This is a genomic window from Paenibacillus eucommiae (assembly GCF_017874215.1).
In the GTDB taxonomy this organism is placed as follows: Bacteria; Bacillota; Bacilli; order Paenibacillales; family NBRC-103111; genus Paenibacillus_AI; species Paenibacillus_AI eucommiae.
Genome location: NZ_JAGGLB010000008.1, coordinates 205,336 through 231,229, shown reverse-complemented (window position 1 = coordinate 231,229; position 25,894 = coordinate 205,336). Strand labels below are relative to the sequence as shown.

At 46.8% G+C, this 25,894-nt stretch carries 21 protein-coding genes; 20 read left to right on the top strand and 1 reads right to left on the bottom strand.

Annotated elements, in window-relative coordinates:
- Positions 1 to 119: 119 nt before the first annotated feature.
- From J2Z66_RS14440 to coaD, 3 genes are all read left to right on the top strand, one after another.
- A complete protein-coding gene (locus tag J2Z66_RS14440; protein ID WP_209972138.1) occupies positions 120 to 3,827 on the top strand; it encodes an Npt1/Npt2 family nucleotide transporter in 3,708 nt (1,235 codons plus the stop codon).
- A gap of 281 nt (positions 3,828 to 4,108) precedes the next feature.
- The gene (rsmD, locus tag J2Z66_RS14435) at positions 4,109 to 4,672 is read left to right on the top strand and encodes a 16S rRNA (guanine(966)-N(2))-methyltransferase RsmD (RefSeq protein WP_209972137.1); all 564 of its coding nucleotides are present in this window, start codon (positions 4,109 to 4,111) and stop codon (positions 4,670 to 4,672) included.
- Positions 4,673 to 4,685: 13 nt separating this feature from the next.
- Positions 4,686 to 5,189, top strand: a complete 504-nt coding sequence (gene coaD, locus J2Z66_RS14430) for a pantetheine-phosphate adenylyltransferase (protein WP_209972136.1) — start codon at positions 4,686 to 4,688, stop codon at positions 5,187 to 5,189.
- Between the two features lie 23 nt (positions 5,190 to 5,212).
- On the opposite strand, the gene J2Z66_RS14425 is transcribed toward coaD, so the two are convergent.
- A complete protein-coding gene (locus J2Z66_RS14425; RefSeq protein ID WP_209972135.1) occupies positions 5,213 to 6,442 on the bottom strand; it encodes a nucleoside recognition domain-containing protein in 1,230 nt (409 codons plus the stop codon).
- A 128-nt stretch (positions 6,443 to 6,570) separates the two neighbouring features.
- Here J2Z66_RS14425 and J2Z66_RS14420 point away from each other — a divergent pair, with 128 nt between their 5' ends.
- From J2Z66_RS14420 to ffh, 17 genes are all read left to right on the top strand, one after another.
- Complete coding sequence (locus J2Z66_RS14420) at positions 6,571 to 7,698, top strand: SepM family pheromone-processing serine protease (protein ID WP_209972134.1); 1,128 nt, start codon at positions 6,571 to 6,573, stop codon at positions 7,696 to 7,698.
- Positions 7,699 to 7,844: 146 nt separating this feature from the next.
- Complete coding sequence (locus J2Z66_RS14415) at positions 7,845 to 8,366, top strand: YceD family protein (RefSeq protein ID WP_209972133.1); 522 nt, start codon at positions 7,845 to 7,847, stop codon at positions 8,364 to 8,366.
- Between the two features lie 37 nt (positions 8,367 to 8,403).
- A complete protein-coding gene (rpmF, locus tag J2Z66_RS14410) occupies positions 8,404 to 8,577 on the top strand; it encodes a 50S ribosomal protein L32 (protein WP_209972132.1) in 174 nt (57 codons plus the stop codon).
- 133 nt (positions 8,578 to 8,710) lie between these two features.
- Complete coding sequence (gene fapR / locus J2Z66_RS14405; protein WP_209972131.1) at positions 8,711 to 9,319, top strand: transcription factor FapR; 609 nt, start codon at positions 8,711 to 8,713, stop codon at positions 9,317 to 9,319.
- Positions 9,303 to 10,292: a phosphate acyltransferase PlsX gene (gene plsX / locus J2Z66_RS14400; RefSeq protein WP_209972130.1), complete on the top strand. Its 990-nt coding sequence runs from the start codon at positions 9,303 to 9,305 to the stop codon at positions 10,290 to 10,292. The genes fapR and plsX overlap by 17 nt, the downstream gene beginning before the upstream one ends.
- Positions 10,293 to 10,303: 11 nt before the next feature.
- Positions 10,304 to 11,290 carry a beta-ketoacyl-ACP synthase III gene (locus J2Z66_RS14395; RefSeq protein ID WP_245375555.1) on the top strand — a complete coding sequence of 329 codons (987 nt, stop codon included), beginning with the start codon at positions 10,304 to 10,306 and terminating at the stop codon, positions 11,288 to 11,290.
- A gap of 388 nt (positions 11,291 to 11,678) precedes the next feature.
- Positions 11,679 to 12,611: an ACP S-malonyltransferase gene (fabD, locus tag J2Z66_RS14390; protein ID WP_209972129.1), complete on the top strand. Its 933-nt coding sequence runs from the start codon at positions 11,679 to 11,681 to the stop codon at positions 12,609 to 12,611.
- An 847-nt stretch (positions 12,612 to 13,458) separates the two neighbouring features.
- Complete coding sequence (fabG, locus tag J2Z66_RS14385; RefSeq protein ID WP_209972128.1) at positions 13,459 to 14,199, top strand: 3-oxoacyl-[acyl-carrier-protein] reductase; 741 nt, start codon at positions 13,459 to 13,461, stop codon at positions 14,197 to 14,199.
- A 56-nt stretch (positions 14,200 to 14,255) separates the two neighbouring features.
- Entirely contained in the window at positions 14,256 to 14,489 is a 234-nt protein-coding gene (locus J2Z66_RS14380) for an acyl carrier protein (protein WP_209972127.1), read from the top strand.
- A gap of 104 nt (positions 14,490 to 14,593) precedes the next feature.
- Positions 14,594 to 15,829, top strand: a complete 1,236-nt coding sequence (gene fabF, locus J2Z66_RS14375; protein WP_209972126.1) for a beta-ketoacyl-ACP synthase II — start codon at positions 14,594 to 14,596, stop codon at positions 15,827 to 15,829.
- A 57-nt stretch (positions 15,830 to 15,886) separates the two neighbouring features.
- Positions 15,887 to 16,591, top strand: a complete 705-nt coding sequence (gene rnc / locus J2Z66_RS14370; protein WP_209972125.1) for a ribonuclease III — start codon at positions 15,887 to 15,889, stop codon at positions 16,589 to 16,591.
- Positions 16,592 to 16,757: 166 nt separating this feature from the next.
- Positions 16,758 to 17,753 carry a hypothetical protein gene (locus tag J2Z66_RS14365; RefSeq protein ID WP_209972124.1) on the top strand — a complete coding sequence of 332 codons (996 nt, stop codon included), beginning with the start codon at positions 16,758 to 16,760 and terminating at the stop codon, positions 17,751 to 17,753.
- Between the two features lie 141 nt (positions 17,754 to 17,894).
- Positions 17,895 to 18,956 carry a hypothetical protein gene (locus J2Z66_RS14360; protein WP_209972123.1) on the top strand — a complete coding sequence of 354 codons (1,062 nt, stop codon included), beginning with the start codon at positions 17,895 to 17,897 and terminating at the stop codon, positions 18,954 to 18,956.
- A gap of 360 nt (positions 18,957 to 19,316) precedes the next feature.
- Positions 19,317 to 22,889, top strand: coding sequence for a chromosome segregation protein SMC (smc, locus tag J2Z66_RS14355; protein WP_209972122.1), 3,573 nt, complete (start codon positions 19,317 to 19,319; stop codon positions 22,887 to 22,889).
- Positions 22,890 to 22,943: 54 nt separating this feature from the next.
- Positions 22,944 to 23,927 carry a signal recognition particle-docking protein FtsY gene (gene ftsY, locus J2Z66_RS14350; RefSeq protein ID WP_209972121.1) on the top strand — a complete coding sequence of 328 codons (984 nt, stop codon included), beginning with the start codon at positions 22,944 to 22,946 and terminating at the stop codon, positions 23,925 to 23,927.
- A gap of 130 nt (positions 23,928 to 24,057) precedes the next feature.
- On the top strand, positions 24,058 to 24,408 hold the full coding sequence (gene ylxM, locus J2Z66_RS14345; protein ID WP_209972120.1) for a YlxM family DNA-binding protein: 351 nt from the start codon (positions 24,058 to 24,060) through the stop codon (positions 24,406 to 24,408).
- Positions 24,409 to 24,454: 46 nt separating this feature from the next.
- Positions 24,455 to 25,816, top strand: coding sequence for a signal recognition particle protein (gene ffh / locus J2Z66_RS14340; protein WP_209972119.1), 1,362 nt, complete (start codon positions 24,455 to 24,457; stop codon positions 25,814 to 25,816).
- Positions 25,817 to 25,894: the final 78 nt, after the last annotated feature.

Here is a 25,894-nt window from a genome sequence, read left to right as displayed (position 1 = left end):
TAAAGGTGGATGCTTGTACTTTTTTTGCAAATTTTTTTTAGAATAAAGAGGAATTTCGCCCTGCGTATGGAATAGGCACTATGATTTATTATAGATTTTATAGTGAAGGGTGAAGGGTCTTGTTAACAAGAGGGGCATCGGAAAGCAGATGGCAAACAAGTTTGCGGAATTTGGCAGCTGATAAGCAGGAATATATAAAAATTAGTTTGCTTTTTTGTTATTTATTTTGCGTGGTTTCAGCTTCAACCATAGGAAGAACGGCGGCGGATGCACTTTTTCTCAGTCATTTTTCTGCTTCCAAGCTCTCATTGATGTATTTACCGCAAGCGGCTACGCTTATTTTGGTAGGTTTGCTCTTTCAAAAGTTTGGAAGCAGAATGCGTATTGACCGGTTGAGCCAATGGATTATTCTGATTGTTGCCTTGCTCGCTCTGGGCTCCAGGTTTCTGGTAGGGTTTGGATTCATGTGGGTTTATCCGCTGATATATGTGGGCTATGATGTGTTTAACTTTTTGATGATTGTTTGTTTTTGGCAGCTCGCCACCTCTGTAATGGACCAACGCAAAGCGAAGAAGCTCATTAATTGGGTTGGAAGCGGTGGCATTATAGGCGGCATTGTGAGCGGCTTCGGCCTAAAGTTGCTTGTTCAGCCGCTAGGAACAGCTAATTTAATCTTTTTGTATGCAGGACTGCAACTGCTCTGCTTGTTTCTTGTTATCGCAATTGTCCGGAAGGTCAACGAGCCTAAAGAAACTTTTGCAGTCTTAACTCCTTCAGCCAAGAAGCCAGTAGCTGCTAAGAAGAGTGGTAGTAAGCAGGGCACGTATTTGCAAGCAGCCCAGGGCGGTTTGTTTCGTAATGTTCCGCATTTAAAATATGTGGCAATTATCTCTGCAGCTCTTGTCATCTCGTTAACATTAGTAGATTACCAGTTCAAGGTAATCCTCCGGGGCTCCATGCAGAATGAAGCATTGGCCGGGTTTATGGGAAGCTTTTACGGTTATGCAGGGCTGTTTGCTTTAATTGTCCAGTTCTTCATTACGAGCCGGATTATTTCCAATTTTGGGGTGATGACCTCCTTATTGATTTTTCCGGTTGCTTTATTTGCCGGTTCGGTCGGTGTGCTGATGCTGCCTGTTCTGGCTCTTGCTGTAGTAGTTAAAGGGAGTGATAAAGTAATTGGCGACACGATTTATTCTTCTGTCGGACAGTTAATTATGTTTCCGATCCCGCCAAGTTATCGCAGCAGAGCCAAAAGCTTCATGGATGGCATTGTACGAAATGGAGCCAAAGGAATAGCTGCTATCAGTCTGATTGTCCTATCACCAATACTGTCTATCCAGCAGTTCAGTTTTCTTGTTTTGGGACTTCTCGGCAGCGCGATATGGGCAGTTTTCAAGGTGAAGAAGGCTTATATGGATATGTTGATGTCGACTTTGCAGACGAGGGATTATAATGTGCAGGACGCACAACTGGATGTTATGGATTCAGTCAGCCTAAAGGTTTTGGTGGATGCACTCAATAGCCCGGAAAAGCAGCAGGTCCTCTATGCCTGGCGTATTTTACAGGGGGTTCAGGGATTTGATTTAAGACCTTATGTGGCTGTTTTGCTGGAGCATCCAGTGACGGAAGTGTGCATTGAAGCACTTAAATATATCCAGCTTGAAACCCCGGAAGGACAAGAGTCAATATTGGAGGCGAAGCTGGTATCAACCGATTTGCATGTAAAATCGCATGCTCTGCTTGCACTGGCTGCTTATGGGAACGACGCCAGGTTAGACGAGATTACCGCCTACTTGCAGGACAAGCAGGTTGAGGTGAAAGCTGCGGCAATAGCAGGCTTGATTAAGTATTATGGTGTAGAGGGAATGTTTCGGGCGGTAGGAACGTTCAAGGAGCTAATAGATAGTGATCAGGAAGACGAACGGATTGCTATGGCTGCTTTGTTTGGAGCGATTGGGATCTCTAGTTTCTACAAGCCAATTGTTCCTCTACTGACAGATAGTTCCCAGCGTGTAAGACAGCGTGCGCTCGAATCGGCAGCAGTGCTAAGGGTACCAGAGCTCGTTAACTATATCGTTCCACTGCTGAATAGCAGTGTGACCAGGCAAACAGCTATTGAAGCGTTGGCCGGATATGAGGATACAGTCATCGATCTACTGTTCGAGCCTTATTGGGCAGGAGCAGATACGCCTCTTCAATTACCCAAAGTGTATGAATTTATGGGGACTCAGCGAGCTTTCGATATTTTGCTGCGAAATTACCGGTCTGCCTCAGCGGAGCTTCGAATGAATATAATTGAGTCCCTCACACATTTGCATGAGTCAGGCAAGAAAGCTGACCATCCAATCATCGAAGGACTGATTATAGAAGAAACGGATCTTTATGGATTTTTTGTTGAGCAAGGGAAAGGCTTCGAGGCTGTAGAAGGGTACAAGGAGGTTGCGGAAGCGATCCAGCATATTCGCGCAAACATCGTGGAACGTATTTTCAGCTTGCTTGGTTTGATCTACGATGTGAAAACCGTAAACGCTGTGTATAGTAATTGGAAGCATGGAGACGTGCGGCGGCAGGCGAATGCTTCCGAGGTGATCGACCAACTGCTTCATGGTGATCTGCGGGCACGTATTACACGTGTTATGTCACTTGTGACAACATCAAAAGCGATGCAAATTGATATGGGACGACTGCAATCCAGTTTAGTCCGCATGTACGAAAAGCAAGATGCCTGGTTAAATCAGTGCATCAAAGCGGTGCTTGCTCAGAATCATGGCACGGGATTGAAATTGCATGTTCCTGAAATCAGCAGAGATCCATCCCAAGACGGATTTGATGATCCCCAGCAGGCGGTCATGCAGATGAATCGTGTAGCGCTTTTGCGTCAGGTCACTCTATTTGCCGGCTTATCCGGAAAAGATTTATCAGCCATTGCTGAAGATTTGAAGGAAGTCGCAGTTTCTTCCGGAGAGATTGTTATTCAAGAGGGGGATGAAGGCGACTCGCTCTTTCTAATCCAAGAAGGCATGGTAAGTGTGCACCGCAATGGAAGCAAAATCGGAGGGCTGGCGCAAGGGGATTGCTTTGGAGAAATGTCGGTGCTTACTGAGGGATTACGCACGGCATCCGTTATTGCGGATACGGACGTTCTGCTGTGGCGCCTGGATTCTGAAGCTTTCTATGAAATTATGTTCGATAAAAAGAAGATAGCCATAGAAATGATGAAGCTTTCCTCCAGACGCTTACGCAATGCGATTACAAGGCATAGTGATTTGACGGCGGCTGCGCGCTCAACAGCCATGATTGAATCAGAGGCGGTTATGGAAAACACGGACAATGCTGCCGCTGGAAATCTTGAGGTTCCGAAGACCAAAGCTGTTGAATTGCAGCAAAAGCTGGACACAACGGATAATCAGGTGATTTTGCGACGGATTTTAGTTTTGCAGAAAATCGGCTTGTTTGCCAATTTTAATCAAGATGACTTCGTCAGACTAGCTAAAATGGTCGAAGAGGTGCCTTACGATGCGGGTGAACGGATTTGTGCTGCCGGTGAAGATGGCGAAGACATGCATGGCATTATTAAAGGAAGCGTCCGTGTTCATAGAGGGAATGAAACCCTAGCAGTTCTTGGGGAAGGTGAATGCTTTGGCGAAATGGCGATTATTGATGGGGAGCCGCGTTCTGCAGATTGTACAGCGGCTGAACCTACCCTACTGCTGATGCTGACAAGAGAGCAGGTATTCTCCTTTTGCTTCCAACGGATTGATGTGTTGAAGGGTATGATGCGCGTGTTGGCTGAACGGCTTAAGGTGATGCAGGAGAAGGGCTGAGACTGGTATCATGGAGCATCATTCGCGGAGACATTCGAACTCCATGATTAAACGGCGACCGCTTGCGCGACCGCCACTGGGAGAGGAGAAACCGGACAAAGAGCTTATGGGGAAACGTAAGCTTGCTCTATCGGTCTTCTACGACATTATCTGATGCCGATAGTACAAGCTTATACAGTTTAAGGGAAAAATATACATATGTCCGGAATAATTTTGTGCTGGGTATTTGGAATGTGGTACTATAGCTTCAGAAATCAAAGGAAAGAAAGGGAAGGCAAGGAATGAGAATTATATCCGGCAGTGCGCGCGGAAGAGCTCTGAAAGCGGTCCCGGGCATGAGTACTCGTCCGACGACAGACAAAGTAAAGGAAGCGGTATTCAGTATGATCGGCCCTTATTTCGAGGGAGGCTCGGTGCTGGATTTATTTGCGGGTTCGGGTGGTCTGGGGATTGAAGCTCTTAGCCGCGGTATGGACAAAGCTGTTTTTATTGACATCGAGAAGAAAAGCGTGGACACCGTTCTGCTTAATTTGGCGGCAGCCGGTTTTAAGGAACAAGCAGAGGTGTATCGGAACGATGCACTTAAGGCTTTGAAGCTTCTGGCCAAGCGAGGGATGCAATTTGACCTCGTTTTTCTTGATCCACCCTATAAGCTGAAGAAGATCCGGGAATTGATCGAGACTATGGAGGAATTAGCTTTACTGAGGCCAGAAGTTATCCTTGTTACCGAGCATGATGCTTCGGATGTGCAGGAAGATTCCATAGGTTCGCTGGAGCAGAAGCGCAGAGCAGAATACGGAGATACTGCCGTAACGATTTATAAGCGAATTGAGGAACATATTTAAGGAGTTGAGCTTCATGAAAAAGCCGCAGCATGATATTAGGGTAGCTGTGTATCCAGGCAGCTTTGACCCGGTTACCAATGGTCATTTGGATATTATCCATAGAGCCGCGAAGGTGTTCGACAAGCTGATTGTGGCTGTGCTGAACAATACATCGAAGAACCCGCTCTTCTCTTTGGAGGAAAGAATGAATCTGATTTCGATTGTGACAAAGGACCTTCCGAATGTAGAGGTTGACGGCTTTCGCGACCTCTTGATTAATTATATGAAATCCAAAAACGTGCATCTCATCGTTAGAGGTCTTAGAGCGGTCTCGGATTTTGAATACGAGCTGCAGATGGCCTCGACCAATCAGAAGCTGGATGAGAATGTCGAAACTTTTTTTATGACCTCTACACCAAAGTATTCTTATTTAAGTTCCAGTATTGTAAAAGAAATAGCCCAATTTCATGGGCCTGTAACTGATTTGGTCACTGTTGAGGTGGAAGAGGCTCTGAAGCTGAAATATCTTAAGCGATAGCATAAGATAACTACCAGTCTGGTTTATGCCTGTTTATGGAATTGTTTAAGCAGCAAAGCGAGTGCTATCATTGTTCCAAGCAATAGGCACCAGCCTAAGAACATTAAAGGCCAATAGCTCCATAGATTTATCTGCAATCCTAACGAATTGGAGGCTGTATGCTGAGCGGTACTAGTACCGAACTGAGCCAAACTCGGCGCAGCGCTGTTGATCAGATGCTGCAGCGGCTTCCAGAGCAGGAAGGTAAGAAGAAAGGCGGTAATGGCGTGCAGAATTCTTGCCAGAAAAAAGGGCATATACCGGATATCGGTTTGATAAATCATGCCTCCGACCTGTGCATGAACAGCTAAGCCACCCCAAGCGAGAATCGCGCTTAACAGAGCCATTTGCAGGAGAAGCGGGATGTCCTGTGTTTGAACTAACGCATAAGCACCAAGATGGATTTCCGAAATACCTGATGTTAGAAGCTGAAAGGCGCCGCTGATTCGTGAGACGGTAAGCACGTTCAGCATAACCGAAAAGATCATGATATAGCCGCCGATCAGCATAAGAGTTTGCACCGAACCTGTGACGGCATCTCCAAGCAGTTTGCCGAAGGCTCGTCCATCATGCAGATATGCGACTCTCATCGTATCCAGGCTTTTTCTCCATAGTGAAGACTTTAGTGAAGACTTTGCAGATAAGTCATTGTCTACGAGGGCATCTGCTTTCTCAGCGCGACCCATTTTGCTTCTGCTAATCAGTATGCCGACAACAACAGCGGAGAGATAGTGGACTATGGCCAGCAGCAGTCCTAATTGTGCGTTCTGCAAAAAGCCAACACCAACTATCGTTATCAAAAACAATGGGCTGCATAGATGTGTGAGTGCTACCAGGCGTTCAGCTTCTCTACGTGTTAAGAGCTTATTTTCTCTCAAGGATGCTGTAATTTTGGCTCCTGTGGGAAACCCTACAATAAATGCTGATGCCAACGCCCAGCCTCCCACGCCTGGCAGGCGGAACAATAGTCGTGTCAGAGGGTAAAATAAGACGCCTATGGCCTGTAGAGCGCCAAAACCGATTAGCAGCTCGGTCAGGATCAGATAGGGAAGCATAGAAGGGAAAATAAGCTTCCACCATAGAGTCAAGCCCTCCAGAGAGGACTTAAAGGCTGAATCGGGAAAGAGAATGATCATAATGACGAGAAAAGCCGCCATAGCCCCAAGCGCTAGGGTCACTAAACGGCTGTGAAATTGTGAAGCTCCGTTCTGCATGGTATATCACCTCATCCTGGGTACTTGCTACATTAGTACGCCGGTTATTGCAGGTTTAGACCAAGCCTCATCTAACGAATAGAGAATAACGGTTCTTAAATGAATCGGTATCGGGAGGGTAATCCTGCATGAAAGATAGCGAAGATCACGACTTTCGTGAATGGTCCAATTCAACATACCGGCATCCCAAAGATAGTCGTCTCAGGCGGTTCGTACTATCTATATTAGTTGGAATTGCAGTTATTTATCTGGCTATGTTTATTCAGCTGCCATATTTCGTTTTTAAGCCGGGGACCGCAGAGGAGATAAAACCAATGGTGTCTATAGGAAAAGGAACGGATACAGAAAAAGGAGCATTGATGCTGACGACCGTTGGCGTGACAACTACGAATGCGATCAATTACTTGATTGCGTTGGTTCACCCTTATGAGGAGCTGCAGCCCAAGAGCAGCATATTCCAAAAAGGCGAGACGGAAAATGAATATTCGCTCCGGCAGGAATACGTCATGCTGACCTCTCAAAGCAGCGCGATAGAGGCTGCCTATAAGAAGGCTGGAGTCCCCTATCAAATCAAGCATGAAGGCGTTAGGGTCATGCAGCTGATTCCAGGCTTGCCAGGAGAGAAAGTGCTGCAAGCAGGTGATACCCTGCTTCGTATTGATACTAAAGAAATAGGGGAATCGGCGGATTTGTTTGATTATATTAAAACAAAGAAGCTGGATGATGAGGTGCAAATTACATTCCGCCGCAATCATGAGGAGCTCACAGCATCTCTGGAGCTGGCTGCGCTGCCGCTGGCGCAAGGTGAAGAAACTCCCCGTGCAGGGCTTGGTATCGTACCAGCAGATATGCAGTCTATTCAAGCTGAGAATAAAGACCAGCAAGTCACTGTAGCAGCTGGGGAAATTGGCGGGCCTTCAGCAGGATTGATGTTTTCATTGGAAATTTATAATCAGCTGGTGCCAGAGGATATTACGAAAGGCTACAGAATTGCCGGTACAGGGACTATTGATGCGGACGGTATAGTTGGTGCAATTGGAGGCATTCAGCATAAAGTCATCGCCGCAGATAAGGCTAAGGCGGAGATTTTCTTTGCTCCAAAGGATATTATACCTGAGAAGCAAGCGCCGATTCTTAATTATACGACGGCTGTTGCCCGTGCCAAGGAAATTAACTCGGATATGAAGATTGTTGAGGTTGAGACGATGCAGGATGCGCTTGACTACTTAAAGGCTTTGCCTTTGAAGACTGAATAAAAAGCCGCACACCTTTGTATCTTTAGCGGAACCTAAATAGCTGAGCAGCATTTTTATTTTATCAGTGCAACATTTTCTCGTTTCAATAGTTGACAAAAGGTAAGAATACTGGATATAATAATCTTTGTTTGTTTGGGGTGATAATCATGCAGATTAATATGAAAGATCTTGCTTTACGAGGACAAACCGTGGCCTGGAAAGAAGACCTGCAGCTGAACTCGGCATTCGAGGGAAGGGCAGATATTCTTGCTCATAGCGCGGTTCATGTCGACCTTCATGCCAAGCCTATTGCTGGGGCGGTTGAAGTCAGAGGTAAGCTTACACTGGATTTGGATGTCAGCTGCGCAAGATGCTTATCTCACGTTAAGCAAACTTTAGAGCTGCCCTTTCTGGAGCTTTTTACTCAGAATCGGATCGAAGCGGAAGACGGCAATCCAGATGAATTGCCTGAGGACGTTCACCTGGTCACTGAAGATAAAGTGGAATTGGAACCGTACGTAATTGAAAATGTGGTTATGGGCTTACCTTACATACCACTTTGTGACGATGCTTGCAAAGGTCTATGTCCCGAATGCGGAGTGAACCGCAATCTTCAAGACTGCGGTTGTAACCGGGAGAAGTTAGACCCCCGGCTCGCTGGGCTCGCTGATTTATTTAAAGAAAAGTAAGACAAGGTAGTTGATTTCGCTAAAGGAGGTGGGGAATATGGCAGTACCTCAAAGAAGAACGTCCAAAACTCGTCGCGATAAGCGCCGTACTCACTTTAAATTAGTAGTTCCGGGCATGGTAAAATGTGAACAATGTGCTGAGCTTAAGCTTGCGCATCGTGTATGTAAAGCATGCGGTTCGTACAAAGGAAGAGAGATCGTAAAGGCATAATTTGGGATCTAGCACTCCATCATAAAGATGGGGTGCTATTTTTTTACTTTCTTTTTGTCCTTAAATTTAATATACTACAGTTTAGTATCTGGTAATAAGATGAGCTATATATGTAAACCTATAAGATAAGGTGGTGCTCGTCATCGAACGCCTTCCTAAACGAAAGCGGCAGGAGCAGCTGCTGCAGGCCATTGAGGCTAATCCTTTTATGACCGATGAAGAACTGATGCGTCATTTCCAGGTCAGTATTCAGACGGTTCGACTAGACAGATTGGAACTTGCGATTCCTGAGCTAAGGGAACGAATAAAAAATATGGCCGTCAAGACGTACGATCAAGTGCGATCACTGCCGATTGATGAAATTATTGGAGAGGTCATCGACCTGCAGCTCAATCAAAGCGGCATTTCGATGTTCGAAATTAGAGAAGAGCATGTTTTCTCCAGAACGAAGATTGCCAGAGGTCATCATATTTTCTCACAAGCAAACTCTTTGGCTGTTGCCGTTATCAATGATCCTATTGCGCTTACTGCTTCTGCAGATATTCGCTTTCTCCGTCCAGTCAAGCTGTATGAGAAATGCATCGCTAAAGCCTACGTACGTTCTATTTCCAAAGGCAAGGCTAACGTCGAAACAGTTACGTATATAGGGGAAGAGGTTGTATTTCGGGGGGATTTCGTGATTTTTCACTCTAAGAAGGAGCAGCACACAGAAGGAGGTAACTTGCATGCGGATAGCGATTGACGCGATGGGTGGAGATGATGCACCGAAAGTCGTCGTAGAAGGAGCGCTGCAAGCGGCTAAGGAATGGAACGACGTAGAGATTATTCTGGTCGGGGATTCCGTCGCGATCGAGGCCTGCATGACGGAAAGGCCTGCAAATATAACGATTCAGCATACGACTGAAGTGATCGGGGCCGATGACGAGCCTGTCAAGGCGGTACGCCGGAAAAAAGACTCGTCCATGGTCGTTGCAGGCAGGCTTGTGCGCGAGAAGAAAGCGGATGCGATGATTTCTGCCGGCAATACAGGTGCCTTGATGACGACAGGGCTGTTGATCGTCGGGAGGATTGCAGGCATTGAGCGGCCAGCACTCGTCTACATCATCCCAACGATGGATGGCAGTGGTGTGCTTGCCCTGGATTTGGGCGCCAATATGGATGCTACAGCTGAGCATTTGCTGCAGTATGCCATTATGGGCAGCATTTACCGTTCCAAGGTGGACGGCATCGTGAAACCGCGTGTCGCCCTTTTGAATGTTGGAACGGAAGCGCAAAAAGGGAATGAGCTGACGAAAACGGCTTACCCGCTGCTTGAGCAGGCGCCGATTCATTTCATTGGGAATATCGAATCGCGAGACGTGTTAAATGCCCAATGTGATGTGATCGTTTGTGATGGCTTTGCCGGCAACATCATGCTAAAAAGCTTGGAGGGTGCAGTTTCTGCATTGTTTTCGACGCTGAAGCAGGAGTTTACCAAGACGCTGTTTACGAAGCTGGCTGCTGCCGTTTTGAAACCGGGTCTTAAGGCATTTCGCAAAAAAATGGATTACACGGAGCATGGAGCGGCACCACTCCTCGGAATCGATGGACTGGTACTGAAAAGCCATGGCTCCTCAAATGCTACTGCTATCAAAAATGCAGTGCGTCAAGCAAGAATCGCGATTCAAAGCGATCTGGTTGGCGCCATTTCAACGGAAATCAGTCGCGGGAAGTGAGTGAAATGGAGATGAAAGTAATACCTGTTGGAGTTCTAGGTACTGGCAAATATGTGCCAGAGCGAATATTGACAAACAAAGAGCTTGAAACGATGGTAGAAACGAATGATGAATGGATCGTAACAAGAACTGGGATTAGAGAGAGAAGAATTGCTGCCAATCATCAAGCAACTTCTGATCTGGCTTTTGAAGCTGCGCAGGTAGCGTTAGCTAACGCAGGAATTACAGCGGAGCAGCTTGATTTAATTATCATTGCTACTGTGACACCTGATATGTCGTTTCCTTCAACTGCCTGTATTTTGCAAGAAAAGCTGGGGGCCAGGAAGGCTGCTGCTTTTGACTTGTCTGCTGCTTGCTCTGGCTTTATTTATGGACTGGCTAACGCGGTTAATTTTATTGCTCTCGGGACTTATAAGTATGCTTTAATTATCGGTGCAGACTGTCTTTCAAGAATTACAGATTATACGGACCGCAATACATGCATTTTGTTCGGTGATGGGGCTGGCGCTGTTGTTATCGGAGAAGTGCCCGAAGGCAGGGGTTTCCGCTCTTTCGAGCTTGGAGCTGATGGCACTGGCGGCGATTTGCTGAAGATGGAGGGTGGCGGATCGAGAAATCCGGCTACTCCGGAAACGATTGAGCAAAAACTGCATTATCTCAGCATGGCAGGAGCCGAGGTATTCAAGTTTGCGGTGCGTGTTATGGGCAATGCGGCTGAAGAAGTGCTGCGAAAGGCTGGGATGAACAAAACGGAAATTGATCTCTTGATTCCGCACCAAGCGAATATCCGGATCATCCAATCTTCTCTTCAAAAGCTGAATTTAACAGAAGATCGAGCTATTATTAATCTAGACAAATATGGCAACATGTCTGCTGCTTCCATTCCGGTTGCTCTGGCAGAAGCTGTTGAACAGGGAAGAGTCCAAGAAGGCGACAAGCTGGTCCTTGTTGGCTTTGGCGGCGGCCTAACCTGGGGCGCTTCCGCGATTATTTGGTAATTTGAGCTATACAAGGATTTGCTGAACAATAGCTTGCAGCTGATGCTTACATGAATCACCGATGGTGATCACTAATGAGTTTAGCTAATGAAACAAGCTAATGACTGAACTAATGAGTTAAACTGATGAATCGAACTGATGAACCAAACAGATGGATCAAACTGATGAATCGAACTGATGAATCGAACTGATGGATCAAACTGATGAACCAAATTGATGGATCAAACTGATGAATCGAACTGATGAACCAATTGATGGATCAAACTGATGAATCAAACTGATGGATCAAACTAATGAACCGAACTAATGGGCAGGTTAATTGTTTGGGGAAATAGTATTGGGATAGCTTTAATAAACGTTGGGTACTTGAAAGGAGAAACGCTGGCATATGGGGAAAATTGCTTTTGTATTTCCGGGACAAGGTTCTCAGTCGGTGGGCATGGGACGAGATCTTTATGAAGCTCATACGGGTGCGAAGGGATGGTTCGATCTTGCTGACGAAGCGCTCGGATTTAAGCTTTCGGAGCTCATTTTTTCAGGTCCTGAGCAAGAGCTTAAGCTCACTTACCATACACAGCCTGCCTTGCTGACAACAAGCATAGCTTGTCTGGAGGCTTTCAAGGCTGCAGGAATCAAGCCAGACTATGTCGCCGGACATAGTCTCGGCGAATACAGCGCGCTCGTCGCTGCAGGCGCGCTAGGCTTCGCAGATGCGGTCCGCACTGTGCGGGCCCGCGGCGAGTTCATGGAGCAGGCCGTCCCTGGCGGCCTGGGTGCCATGGCGGCCGTGCTCGGAGCCGAGCGCGAAGCGCTTGCGGAGCTGTGCACGGCCGTGAGCCGGGAGGTTGGAGTGGTGGAACTCGCCAACCTGAACTGCCCGGGACAGATTGTCGTCTCGGGCAGTCGGGAAGGCGTTGCCGCGCTGCAAGAGCGCGGCAAGGAAGCTGGCGCGAAGCGCGTCATTCCGCTCGAGGTGAGCGGGCCTTTCCACTCCTCGCTCATGCGGCCAGCTTCAGCGCGTCTTGCTGAGGTGCTGGCAGCGCTTCAGATGAGCGAAGCCGCTGTGCCTGTCGTGGCCAACGTCACGGCAAGGCCGGTCGAGCAGCCGGATGAAATTCGCCGGCTGCTTGTAGAACAGGTATTTTCCCCTGTTTTATGGGAAGATACAATAACTTGGCTTATCGGCGAAGGTGTCGATACGTTCATAGAGCTTGGCTCTGGCTCTGTGCTGTCAGGCTTGATCAAGAAGGTGGATCGCAGCGTCAAAGCAGTATCCATCGGCAGCATGGAGGCAGTTGAAAAGTTCATAGGCGAGGCCTAGTTAGGTCAAGTTGGATATGGGTAGATCCAGTAAGGTTAAGTGAAGCCAGCTGAGTCTGCTAAGTCTTGTTGAAGCTATGTGAGTCGAAGTGAGATTAAGGCGCTGAACTAGGCCGATCTTGGTTGTGGTCATTTAACGATGTTTTTCATCATTAAACGATGAGATTCCTGACGATTTAGTCCTTTAACGATGTTTTTCATCGTTAAACAGCTGCAACTTGGCTATCGAGGGCTATCGAGGGTGGTTTTCGCTCATTTAACGATGTTTTTCATCATTAAATGAGGGGTTTCCTGGGAATTTAATCTTTTAACGATGTTTTTCATCGTTAAACAGTGTTAAGGAGCTGCATTTCTTCTATCGAGGCTTGCTTAGGCTCTTTAACGGCTGCATTTTGCTATCAAGGCTTGCTTTAGGCCCTTTAACGGCTGCATTTCTGCTACCAAGGCTTGCTTTAGGCTCTATAATGGCTGCATTTCTGCTATCGAGGCTTGCTTAGGCCCTTTAGCGACTGCATTCCATCTATCAAAGCTAGTTAAAACAGTTAAGGTAGTAGCAAGGTAGTTAAAAGTTAAAGTAGCTAAGGCACTATGGTCGTGACCAAGGCAGTTTCGATTCTGTAGCGAGGTTAATCTCTAATCTCAATTTAATTGCCACGGGTTGTACATTTTTTGAGAGCTTCTGGACCACTGGTTACAGATTCGCAGAAAATGAACCCTATTAAGGCTGGATGGACAATGAATGCACAAAAATCGCAATTTTTTAGTGATGAAATCCGTTTTGCTTATGCGAGACGCTGCAGTGCTTTCGAAGTAAGTTTTGCCTGTGCGAAACTTTAAGGAGGACAATCATGCTTAATGGTAAAGTTGCACTTGTAACAGGAGCGTCCAGAGGTATTGGCCGTGCTATCGCTTTACAGCTTGCTGAGGCAGGCGCTGACGTCGTTGTCAATTACGCTGGCAGCGAGGAAGCCGCAGGTAAGGTAGTGGCCGAGATCGAAGCGTTAGGCCGTAAGGCGATTAAATGCCGGGCTGACGTCTCCAGCTTCCAGGAAGCGGAAGATTTGGTCAAGCAGACGATTGAAGCTTTTGGGAAAATCGATATTCTGGTGAATAATGCCGGGATAACGAGAGACAATCTAATTATGAGAATGAAGGAAGATGAGTTCGACCAAGTAATCGCCACCAATCTGAAGGGTGTATTCAACTGCCTCAAAGCAGTTACACGTCCCATGATGAAGCAGCGCTCTGGCCGGATCATTAATATCTCTTCGGTTGTTGGCGTTCTGGGCAACCCGGGTCAAGCCAACTATGTGGCGGCTAAGGCAGGAGTAATCGGCCTGACGAAATCGGCAGCCAAAGAACTGGCAACCCGTGGAATTACCGTCAATGCAGTAGCGCCTGGATTTATCGAGACCGATATGACCGACAAACTGACTGGCGATACCCGGGATCAGCTGCTCAAATCGATACCGATGGAGCGGCTTGGTCAGCCGGAGGATATTGCAAAAGCCGTGAGATTCCTGGCTTCTGACGATGCTTCTTACATGACAGGACAGACACTTCATGTCGATGGCGGCATGTACATGTAAAAGCACTGGCAATCTGTCCAAGATTCTCGTATAATACCTAGGAGGAGGTGAACCGGATGTCCGACGTATTGGATCGTGTAAAACGAATTGTAGTCGATCGTCTAGGGGTTGAAGAGTCTGAAGTCACCCTCGAAGCATCTTTCAAAGATGATTTAGGAGCTGATTCTCTCGACGTAGTAGAATTAGTTATGGAATTAGAGGATGAATTTGATTTGGAAATTTCTGATGAAGATGCTGAGAAGATTACTACTGTAGGAGAAGTTGTGAAATACATATCATCTCATACGTAACAGTCTATCAAGTCCCGTTCTTGTAAAAGGCGGGGCTTCTCTCCATTTTTATTATGTCTTTACAATGAATGATACTAATGCTTTCGATATAGAGGTGGTTAAACGTGAATAGAGTCGTAATTACAGGCTTGGGGGTAGTCACTTCCCTTGGTCAAGATGTTGAGACTTTTTGGGCTAATTTGATTGCTGGGAAATCCGGGGTCGGCATGATAGAGAGCTTCGATGTAACCGAATACCCGACACGAATCGCCGCGGAGATCAAAAACTTTAATTTAGATAAATATGCCGATAAAAAAGAAGCACGTCGTATGGATCGTTATGTACAATTTGCCGTGGCGGCAAGTATAGATGCCCTTAAAGATGCGAATTTAAATGTGAAGACAGATACGGATCCGGAGCGTGTTGGCGTTCATGTAGGATCGGGTATCGGCGGTCTAACCACATGGGAAGAGCAGCATCGCATTTTATTGGAAAAGGGTCCTAAAAGAGTAAGTCCGTTCTTTATACCGATGATGATAGCAAACATGGGGTCTGGACAAATTTCCATGATCACAGGCGCCAAAGGTCCTAATACGACTTCGGTGACTGCTTGTGCATCAGGCACACATTCAATCGGGGAATCTTTTAAAATGATCAAGTACGGGGATGCTGACGTCATGATTTGTGGCGGCGCTGAAGCTACGATTTCCCCAACTGGTGTTGCTGGCTTCTGTGCGCTGCGGGCGATGTCAACTCGCAATGAGGAGCCCGAGAAGGCAAGCCGCCCTTTTGATACCGATCGTGATGGTTTCGTCATGGGTGAAGGAGCGGGTGTTCTTATTCTGGAATCGCTGGAGCATGCACAAAATCGCGGAGCACGTATCTACGCTGAAGTAATTGGCTACGGGATGAGTGGTGACGCTTACCATATGACAGAGCCAGATCCGGATGGAGCTGCGCGCTGTATGGCAAAAGCCCTAAAAGATGCTGGGATAACTGCCGAAGCGATTGATTATATCAATGCTCATGGAACCTCAACTCCGGTTGGAGACCGCTCGGAAACTACAGCCATTAAGAGAGCATTTGGAGATCACGCCTACAAGCTGGCTGTGAGCTCTACCAAGTCGATGACGGGTCACCTGCTTGGAGCTGCTGGAGGCGTTGAGGCCGTAATTTGCAGTCTGACCATCAAAAATGATTTGATCCCACCAACCATTAATCTGGTTAATCAGGATCCGGAATGTGACCTCGATTACGTACCGAACGTACCTCGTGCAACTCAGGTGGATATGGTAATGTCGAATTCCTTCGGTTTTGGCGGACATAATGCAACCATTATTCTAAAGAAATTTGAAGCATAATTCGTTCCTAAGCAGGAAGACACGCATGGATCATTCTTCGGGCGGTGATGATAGCCAATGAATCGGGATATTAAGGAGCTTCAGAACACAATAGGCATTAAATTTCGCAAGCTTGACCTGCTTAAGCAGGCTTTCACTCACTCGTCTTATGTGAATGAGCACCGTATTGCTGGATATAAGGATAATGAGCGCCTTGAATTTCTTGGAGATGCAGTTTTGGAACTTACAGTTTCGGAGTTTTTGTATTTTACTTATCCGAACCGTTCGGAAGGTGAATTAACGAAGCTAAGAGCTTCTATTGTTTGTGAGCCTTCGTTGGTCACTTTTGCTGAGAACCTTGATTTTGGTGCCTATGTATTTTTGGGTAAAGGTGAAGAATTGACGGGTGGCCGTTTTCGACCGGCTTTGCTGGCAGATGTTTTTGAATCCTTCATCGGTGCTCTTTATTTAGACCAAGGCTTGGAAGTTGTCAAAACATTTTTGAACCGCTATGTATTCGTACAAATTTCCAGTGAAGGCAAGCTGTTAATCCATGACTACAAGACACAATTACAGGAACATACTCAGCAGAACAATCTGGGTGTAATTGAGTACCGAATCGTGGATGAACGAGGGCCGGCTCATGAGCGGGAATTTATTGCCGAAGTGTTTATAGAAGATCAACTGCTGGGTAAGGGAACGGGCCGCTCCAAGAAGGAAGCAGAGCAGCAGGCTGCCTCAGAAGCTTTAGCGAAGCTAAATGTAGCAGTTCGTCAACAATAACCAGCAACAATAAATGAAAAGTGAGAAGGGCAGAGCGATCTGCTCTTTTTTTGTGCTTTTTATGAGAGGAATATAGGTAATTAGTCCCTTTTACCACCTCATAGTCATCCATATCTTTTCAAAGCCCGTTCAATAGGGTAGAAGATACTGGAAGGGAGGTGATACAGTGAACCGGCGAGAAAGGCCTGGCCATTCCCGATTTCTTTTATATGTTGCTGAAGTGTGTATGTTCTTTATGATCTTATTGCTGCTGCTATGTATTCCGCAAAAGGCCGAGGCCAAGCTGATTGATTTGCTGCCTCTTCAGGTAAGCCAGTCAGAAGCTCAGTCGGAAACAGTTGACTCGTCATCATTTCATGTCAAGCTATCCCTGGAGGAAGTGAAGCTCCCGGTAGTGCAAATTGATTTGCCGATGGTTCATGTTGAAACACCTGCTATCTCTCTTCCAGAGGTCAAGGTCGAAGCACCCATTCTTCAAATAGAGGTTCCAGAGCTTAAAGTAGAGACACCTGCGATTACGGTGAATGTACCTGTGGTTAAACTGGAAACACCTATAGTTAAGATCGAAGTACCCGAGATTAAGGTGGAAACACCCGTAGTCGAGGTAAAGGTGCCTGAGATTAAACTGGAAACACCAGTCATCTCAAATCCTAACCCTGAAATTGAAGCGGAGAAGCCAGTGGTCGCAGTTCCTCCTGAAGTCGATGACAAGGACGCCCAGACAAATAAACCAGAGTTTGCACCAGATAAATATGAAAAGCCGGATATGAAAAAGAAAGAATCAAAAGCAGAACAGCCGAAACAAGAAAAACCGATTAGAATTGAACCGGAAAAAGCTGAAGCTAAAACGGATGCAGCAAGAACTATTGAAGTACACGAAATGTACAGCGGAGTTATAAAGACAGATGAATCGATTGAATCCATTAAAAAGCCAATTAATCAGTCGGCAATGATTGTAAGTAACACGAAAAATCCAGATTTGTCAGAGCCGCATGTACCCAAGAAGCTTCCTGATTATGTTCCCAAAGCAATTATGCAATGGAGCGGACAATTGTACAATCCGTTGCCAAGCCAACAGCATGGAGGGTCGCAGGATTCGGGAGGAAGTAGCAAGCTTCAGTTGGGCATTTCCGATAACGGTATGAGCTCATTAAAATGCTAGGTATTCGTTTTGCTGATTTCAATCTTCTCGGCTCGGATCAATGGTCGCATGCACCACCTGGACAACCACCTAAACATACCTTCTTCTCTCAACAGAAAGCTTTTCAAACTAGATTTTAAAATGAGAAGGAGTGTATATCAAATGAAAAACATGAAAAAATTAGTGAAGCTGTCGGTAATCTCAGGTGGTTTGTTGGTAGGATTGTTTGCAGTGTCGGATGTTAGTTCAGCGGATGCCAGAGATCATATCGGCAATTCGAATATTGGTATTACTGATGCTTTGGGAGGAATATTGAATCATTCCAGTTCGAGTCGAGAAAATTCCGAAAGCTCGCTTGGCCTGGGTCTGGATATTAGCATCCACGCGGACCTAGCCGCTCAGAATAGTAGTAACCATAGCCAAAGCAATAATAATGATGACTTAGGAGCAGGCATAGATGTCAGCTTGAAAGCAGAAAGCAAGGGCGACACAGGACTTGACAGTGTTAGAAACGACAGTTCTCTAGATTTAGGTTTGAGCACTAATGTTAATGCTTATGTGAAAGCAGAAGGCAATAGTGAAAGTGATCAAAATAACAATGGGAACACTAGCTCTCACGCCCTGGAATTGGGCACTGAAGTTAAAGCTGAAGCGAAAACGGAGAGCAACAATCGCAGCGGACGTAATCATGAAGAAAGCAGCTCTTCCTTAGATTTAGGGCTGAAAGCTGATGTTGACGCTGATGTGAAGGTAGAAAGTAACAATGATCGTGGATATAATAGCGATAAGAACACCAGTTCCCAATCCTTGAAATTAGAAACTAACGTTAACGCTGATACGAAAACGGAGAGCGACAATCGAAGCAGACGTAATCATGAAGAAAGCAGCTCTTCCTTAGATTTAGGGCTGAAAGCTGATGTTGACGCTGATGTGAAGGTAGAAAGAAACAATGAACGTGGATATAATAGCGACAAGAACACCAGTTCCCAGTCCTTGAAATTAGACACTAACGTTGATGCTGAAGTGAAAACGGAGAGCAACAATCGCAGCGGACGTAATCATGAAGAAAGCAGCTCTTCCTTAGATTTAGGGCTGAAAGCTGATGTTGACGCTGATGTGAAAACAGAAAACAACAACCGCGGAAGTAAGCAGCACGGGTCACTGGATCTAGATACAGTTACTGATATTACTGCATTCTTGGGATTGAATAGCAGCTATCGGTAGGATGTGAAAGAAACGAAGCTCCATTTGAATCTTAATAAGGGGACAGTCCTACTATAGGCTGTCTTCTTTTTTGTGAATGTCTGGAGTGTGGGCGGAAGAGCGGAAGCGCCGGCCTTTAAGATTTGTTCGAAGCCCCCATCCATTCCATTCAAGGGAACAAATCTTTAACAGCGGCTGGAGCCCACAGCCATTCCCTCCCTCCATGCTCCAACGTCACGAACACGCACATCAAAGGACGCCGAAAGACGGTTTTCTCATGGTGAATAGTTAGAACCTTCTGACTTTAAGGGGCGCATTTGTGATTATTTTTTCTCCTATTTTTGGGCGGGATTATGGTACAATAGGCTTTGAGGTGAGAGTATGTTTTTGAAACGGATTGAATTATCCGGGTTTAAGTCCTTCGCAGACCGGACGGAGCTTGAATTTGTGCGAGGGATAACCGCAGTCGTAGGTCCGAACGGTAGCGGTAAAAGCAACATTTCCGACGGGATCCGTTGGGTGCTCGGTGAACAAAGCGCTAAATCGCTGCGCGGCGGGAAGATGGAGGATGTTATCTTTGCTGGAAGCGATGCACGCAAGGCTGTAAACTATGGAGAGGTTTCACTTACGCTGGATAATAGCTCCCAGACACTGCCGCTGGATTTTAGTGAAGTCACAGTAACTAGAAGAGTACATCGTAATGGCGACAGTGAATACTTAATCAACAAACAGGCCTGCAGGCTTAAAGATATTACCGAATTATTTATGGATACCGGAATAGGCAAAGAAGCTTATTCTATTATTGGACAAGGCCGAATCGAGGAAATTCTAAGCACGAAATCCGAAGATCGCCGGGGTATTTTCGAAGAGGCCTCCGGGATTGTTAAATATAAATCACGTAAGCGCGAGACGGAGAGAAAGCTGAATGATACGGAGCAGAATTTGCTGCGCATTCATGATCTGGTTTCGGAGCTTGAGGATCAAATCGCACCTTTAAAAGAGCAGTCTATCAAGGCGAACCGCTTCAAGGAGCTTAAAGAAGAGCTTAAAAGCAGTGAAATTGCCATGTATGTACACCAAATTGATCAAATATATGCGTCTTGGACGGAAACGAAGCAAAAGCTAGATGAACAGCAGAAGCAGCAGACAGAGCTGGGGACTATCGTCAATCAGCATGATTCGCATTTGGAGAAACACCGGATGGAAACCCGGAAGCTGGAAGAAGAGCTGGAGAAGCTGCAGCGCGATTTGCTTGTGCTGAGTGAGGAATTTGAGAAATGTGAGGGGCTTGGCGAGGTTCTGAAGGAGCGGAAAAAGAATTTCGCAGCGAACCGTCAGCAGTTGACCCAAACGATCGCCGTTCAACAGCAGCGTAAAGCAGATAAAGAAGCCGAGCTTGCTCAACAAAAGGAAAAAATGATTCAAATCGGCGCTCAGCTGTTCGAGTATCAAGCTAAGCTGGCTGCGGAGGAGGAGCGTCTGCTTGGTGTGAGTGGGGGCACGAACTCTGCGTTGGAGGATGAGCTTAAGTCTGAATTATTGGAAACCTTAAATCGGATGGCTCAGTCGCGAAACGAGATTCGTTATTCGGAGCAGCAAACAGAAAGCTTAACCCGGAGGCTTGAAAGGCTTACTGAGGAGAGACGAAAGTGGGCGGATCAGCAATCACATATTGTAATTCGTCAGCAGGAGCTTAGCAGTAAGCTGAATGAAACCGTAACCCAGATCGAAACGATCAGGAACCGTTACACCCAGCTCACGCAAGGATTAAAGAGCAAGCAAACTCTGCTTGAAGAGGCCCAGGGCATGCTGCGTAAGTGGGAGCAGAAAATCGATGCGCTCACTTCTCGCCGCGATACTATGGTTGAGATGGCCGATGACTATGATGGTTTTATGCACGGTGTAAAAGAAGTGTTAAAAGCGAAAAAACGGACGGATCTGCGTGGAATTCGCGGAGCCGTTGCAGAGCTGCTGAAAGTACCTGCAGACATAGAGCTGGCCATTGAAACAGCGCTTGGTGGCGCTTTACAGAATGTTGTCGTGGAAACAGAGGCGGATGGGCGCGAGGCTATCTCTTTCTTGAAGAGACGTCAGCTTGGACGTGCTACCTTCCTGCCGATGAATGTCATCAAAGGCAGATCGATAGCAGACGGAGAACGCAGTATACTGAAATCAACCTCAGGGTTTGTTGGCGTTGCTGTCGACCTGATTGAATTCACGCCGGAATACCAAGCGATCTTCTCCAGCCTACTGGGCAATGTGATTATTGCCGATAATTTGGAGAATGCCAATCATATTGCTGCCAAGGGGCAGTACCGTTACCGGATTGTAACCCTCGAAGGTGATGTAGTGAACCCTGGTGGATCCATGACTGGGGGAAGCTTGCAAAAGAAAGCAGTGGGTTTACTTAGCCGCCAGCGGCAAATTGATGAGCTGAAGCTGGAAATTACAGCATCAAGCGATCAACTGGAAGTACTTAAGGGTAAAGCAAGCCAAATGAAGCGCGATATTGCTGAAGATATGCTTAACGTTGAGAAGCTTCGCCAAGAAGGGGAGCAGAAGCGTATCGAGGAGCAGCAGCTCCGTGCCGAGCTGAATCCGCTGGAAGCAGAAAGCCGTAATGTGGAAGAGCATCTGATGATGGATAGTCAGGATTTGGATTCTTTGCTGCAGGAAAAAGCCGATTTTATGAAAAAGAAGCAGGAGGCTGAGCAAGCTCTTGAGCTGCAAAAGCAGGAAGAAGCTTCACTACAGCTTGCTATTCGGGATGCGGAAATTTTCCGGAAGGCAAGCGAGTCCGAGAAGGAGGAACTGCAAACCCAGCTGACTGATCTTAAAGTGAAGGTAGCTTCCGTTACCCAAGAGAAGCAGTCATTGCTCGATCAGCAGCGCCGCTTGCAGCAAGATTTTAGCGATACCGAAGTGGAACTGACTGGGAATCGTGAGCTGCTCCAGCAGCTGGAGCGGCATATGGGCTCTCATGAACAGGAAAGCACACAGCAAATTGAACAACTAAACGATCTTAAACTCAAAAAGCAGAACTGTACCGAGAAAATGGAGTATAAACGCGCTGAACGTGCAGAATGGCAGCATAAGCTGGATATGGAAGAAAACGAAACCCGGACGCAGCGGACGCAGCTTAAGCAGGTCGAGGAGCAACTGCATCAAACCGAGGTGCGCGTTACCAGGCTTGATGTTGAGCTGGAAAATTTGCTGAAAAAGCTTTCTGAGGAATATGATCTCGGTTATGAGCTTGCCAAGGAACGCTATCCAGTGCCGGATGATGTGCCGGGAACGCAAAATCGCGTCCGCGAATTCAAGCGGGAAATTGCTTCGCTTGGCGTAGTCAATCTGCTTGCCGTTGAGGAATTTGAGCGTGTTTCGGAACGTTATGAATTTCTCAGCGGCCAAAAGAATGATCTGATTGAGGCGAAAACAACGCTGTATCAGGTTATCCGCGAAATGGATATTGAGATGTCGAAACGTTTTAAAACGACCTTTGATGCGATTCGCTCCCATTTTGGACATGTATTCTCCAAGCTGTTTGGAGGGGGCCGCGCAGATTTGATTTTGTCGGAGCCGGAAAACCTGCTCGATACAGGAATCGAAATTGTAGCTCAGCCGCCTGGCAAAAAACTGCAAAATCTCCAGCTGCTATCCGGCGGGGAGCGGGCGTTGACGGCGATTGCTCTTTTGTTCTCGATTATCCGTGTGAAGCCTGTCCCCTTTTGCGTTTTGGATGAAGTGGAAGCTGCGCTGGATGAAGCCAATGTATCCCGTTTTGCTGAATATTTAAGAGAATTTTCGGAGAGCACCCAGTTTATAGTCGTGACTCATCGTAAAGGCACAATGGAAGAAGCCGATGTGCTCTATGGCGTTACGATGGAGGAAGGCGGCGTGTCTAAGCTTGTATCCGTAAGACTGGAAGATGAGGAAGCCGTTGTATCTGCCTAACAGTCAGCTTATGCTGACGAAGATCGTTTAAAGTGCAACTTTAGGAGGAAGAAAATGAGTTTTTTTAAAAGGTTAAAAGAGAGCATTTCCAGCAAAGCAGAGGCGGTAACGAGTAAATTTAAGGAAGGTCTGGCCAAGACAAGAGATGCCTTCGTGGATCGCGTGGATGATTTGTTCAGCCGCCGCAAAAAAATTGATGAGGATTTCTATGAGGAGCTGGAAGAAATTCTGATTGGCGCTGATGTTGGTGTCAATACGGTTTTGAAGCTGATTGAGGAGCTTCGCGCTGAGGTGAAGAAGCGCAAAATCGAGGAGCCTAATGAGCTGCAGCCGATTTTATCAGAGAAATTGATCGATTTACTCAAAGGGGATGCCGGAGCTGGGCTTCACATGGCCAAAGAAGGCTTGACAGTTATTTTGTTTGTCGGCGTTAACGGTGTCGGCAAGACGACGACCATTGGTAAAATGGCCCATATGTTTAAGTCGCAAGGCAAAAAGGTGCTGATGGCAGCGGGTGATACTTTTCGTGCAGGGGCTATTGAGCAGCTTGAGACTTGGGGGCAGCGCGTTGGTGTCGATGTTATCAAGCAGCAGTCTGGAGCGGATCCGGCGGCTGTAATGTTTGATGCGCTTCAGGCTGCGAAAACACGCGGCAGTGATATTCTGCTCTGTGACACGGCTGGACGCTTGCAGAACAAAGCAAACCTCATGGAAGAACTGAATAAAATTTACCGTGTCATTCAGCGCGAGGTTCCGGATGCTCCACACGAAGCTTTGCTCGTGCTTGATGCAACGACAGGTCAAAATGCGTTAAGCCAAGCGAAGCTGTTTGGTGATAAAGCTGGCTTAACAGGGCTCGTGTTGACGAAGCTGGATGGGACAGCAAAGGGTGGAATCGTTGTGGCGATCCGCCAAGAGCTCCAACTGCCTGTGAAGTTCGTGGGATTAGGCGAGCAGATGGATGATCTGCAAGCTTTTGATTCGGAGCAGTTTGTGCATGCTTTATTCGGTAAATGGGTGGCAAACGCCAAAGAATAAGCGGGAAATTACACCGGTGAGGTAAAAGTATCAGCTGACAAGGTAAAAGCCTTGACATCATGCCCGGGATTCAGTATGATAAGGAAGGTTGTGCTGCTGTCAAGCATTTTACCTTTACGGGGGTGGCGTCATGCAAGAGGATCAGCTGCTGGAGAAAACCAACCGGATCAATCTGCTGATGGATTTCTATGAGCCGCTTTTGACGGATAAACAGAGAACTTTCTTGAAATTGTATGTGCATGATGACTATTCGCTCGGCGAAATTGCCGAGAATTTCGAGATTAGCAGGCAGGCTGTCTATGAGCATATTAAACGGGCTGAGCAGACACTTCAGGATTATGAGAGCAAGCTGCAGCTTTTAAGCAAGCACGAACAGCGGGCCAAGCTTCATGAGGAGCTTATTGCTTTGCTGCAAACATGTGAGCCAGAGCTTAAGAGGCAAATGAATATTATTTTTGATACAATGATCCGTATAGATTAATATACAAATTAGGGGCTTAGTGTTCTCACGAAAGAAGGTGAATCTCATGGCATTTGAAGGATTGGCAAGCCGTTTGCAGAATGTGTTCGGTAAGCTGAGAGGCAAAGGGAAGCTTTCGGAAGAAGATGTGAATGAAGCGCTTCGTGAGGTTCGACTTGCTCTTCTTGAAGCGGACGTTAACTTCAAGGTAGTCAAGGATTTCGTTGCAAAGGTTAAGACGCAGGCTATCGGGCAGGAAGTAATGAAGAGCTTTACCCCGGGCATGGTTGTCATTGACATTGTGAACAAAGAACTGACTGCACTAATGGGCGGTACACAAAGCAAGCTCGCCAGATCCAATCGTCCTCCGACCATCATTATGATGGTTGGCTTGCAAGGAGCCGGTAAAACAACGACCTCAGGCAAGCTCGCTAAGCTGCTGCAAAAGCAGAATCATCGTCCTTTGATGGTAGCAGCGGACATTTACCGTCCTGCCGCGATCAAGCAGCTTCAGGTGCTTGGCGAACAGTTGAATGTGCCTGTGTTCACGATGGGTGATAAAGTCAGTCCTGTGGAAATTGCCAAGGCTGGTGTGCAGCATGCCAAGGATAATGGCAGCGATTATGTCATTATCGATACGGCTGGACGTCTTCACATTGATGAGAGCTTGATGGACGAGCTGAAGAACATCAGGGCGGATATTGAGCCGGATGAGATACTGCTCGTCGTCGATAGTATGACAGGGCAAGATGCGGTTAACGTTGCGGAAAGCTTTCATAAGCAATTGGAGCTTACCGGCGTTGTTCTAACGAAGCTGGATGGGGATACGCGCGGTGGTGCGGCTTTATCCGTAAAAGCGGTAACGGGTTGTCCGATCAAGTTCGCGGCAACAGGTGAAAAGCTGGATGGACTGGAGCCTTTCTTCCCAGACCGGATGGCATCGCGGATTCTCGGCATGGGCGATATGCTTTCCCTGATCGAGAAGGCACAGTCGGGCATTGATGCCGATAAGGCCAAAGAGATGGAACGCAAGATGCGCAACAACGAATTTACCTTTGAGGATTTCCTTGAGCAAATGGAGCAGGTAAAGAAGCTTGGACCACTGGATCAAATTCTAGAGATGCTGCCGGGCGCGAATAAGATCAAAGGTATGAAGGATATGAAGGTTGACGACAAGCAGATGGGCAAGGTTGAAGCCATCGTGAAATCGATGACCACCGAAGAAAAGCGGAAGCCGGAGCTGCTCAATGCAAACCGCCGCAAGCGAATTGCACTGGGAAGCGGCAACTCGATTCAGGAAGTCAATCGCTTTATCAAGCAATTCGAGGATATGCGCAAGATGATGAAGCAGTTCTCAGGCATGATGGGCAATAAAGGCGGCAAAAACAACCTGAAGAAGCTGGGTAAAGGCATGAAGTTCCCTTTTTAATCAGGTACATGGCAAGCAAGCCTTTTGAACCCAAATTTTTGCCTAAAGCATTTAGCTATATGTTTTTATTCTAAATAG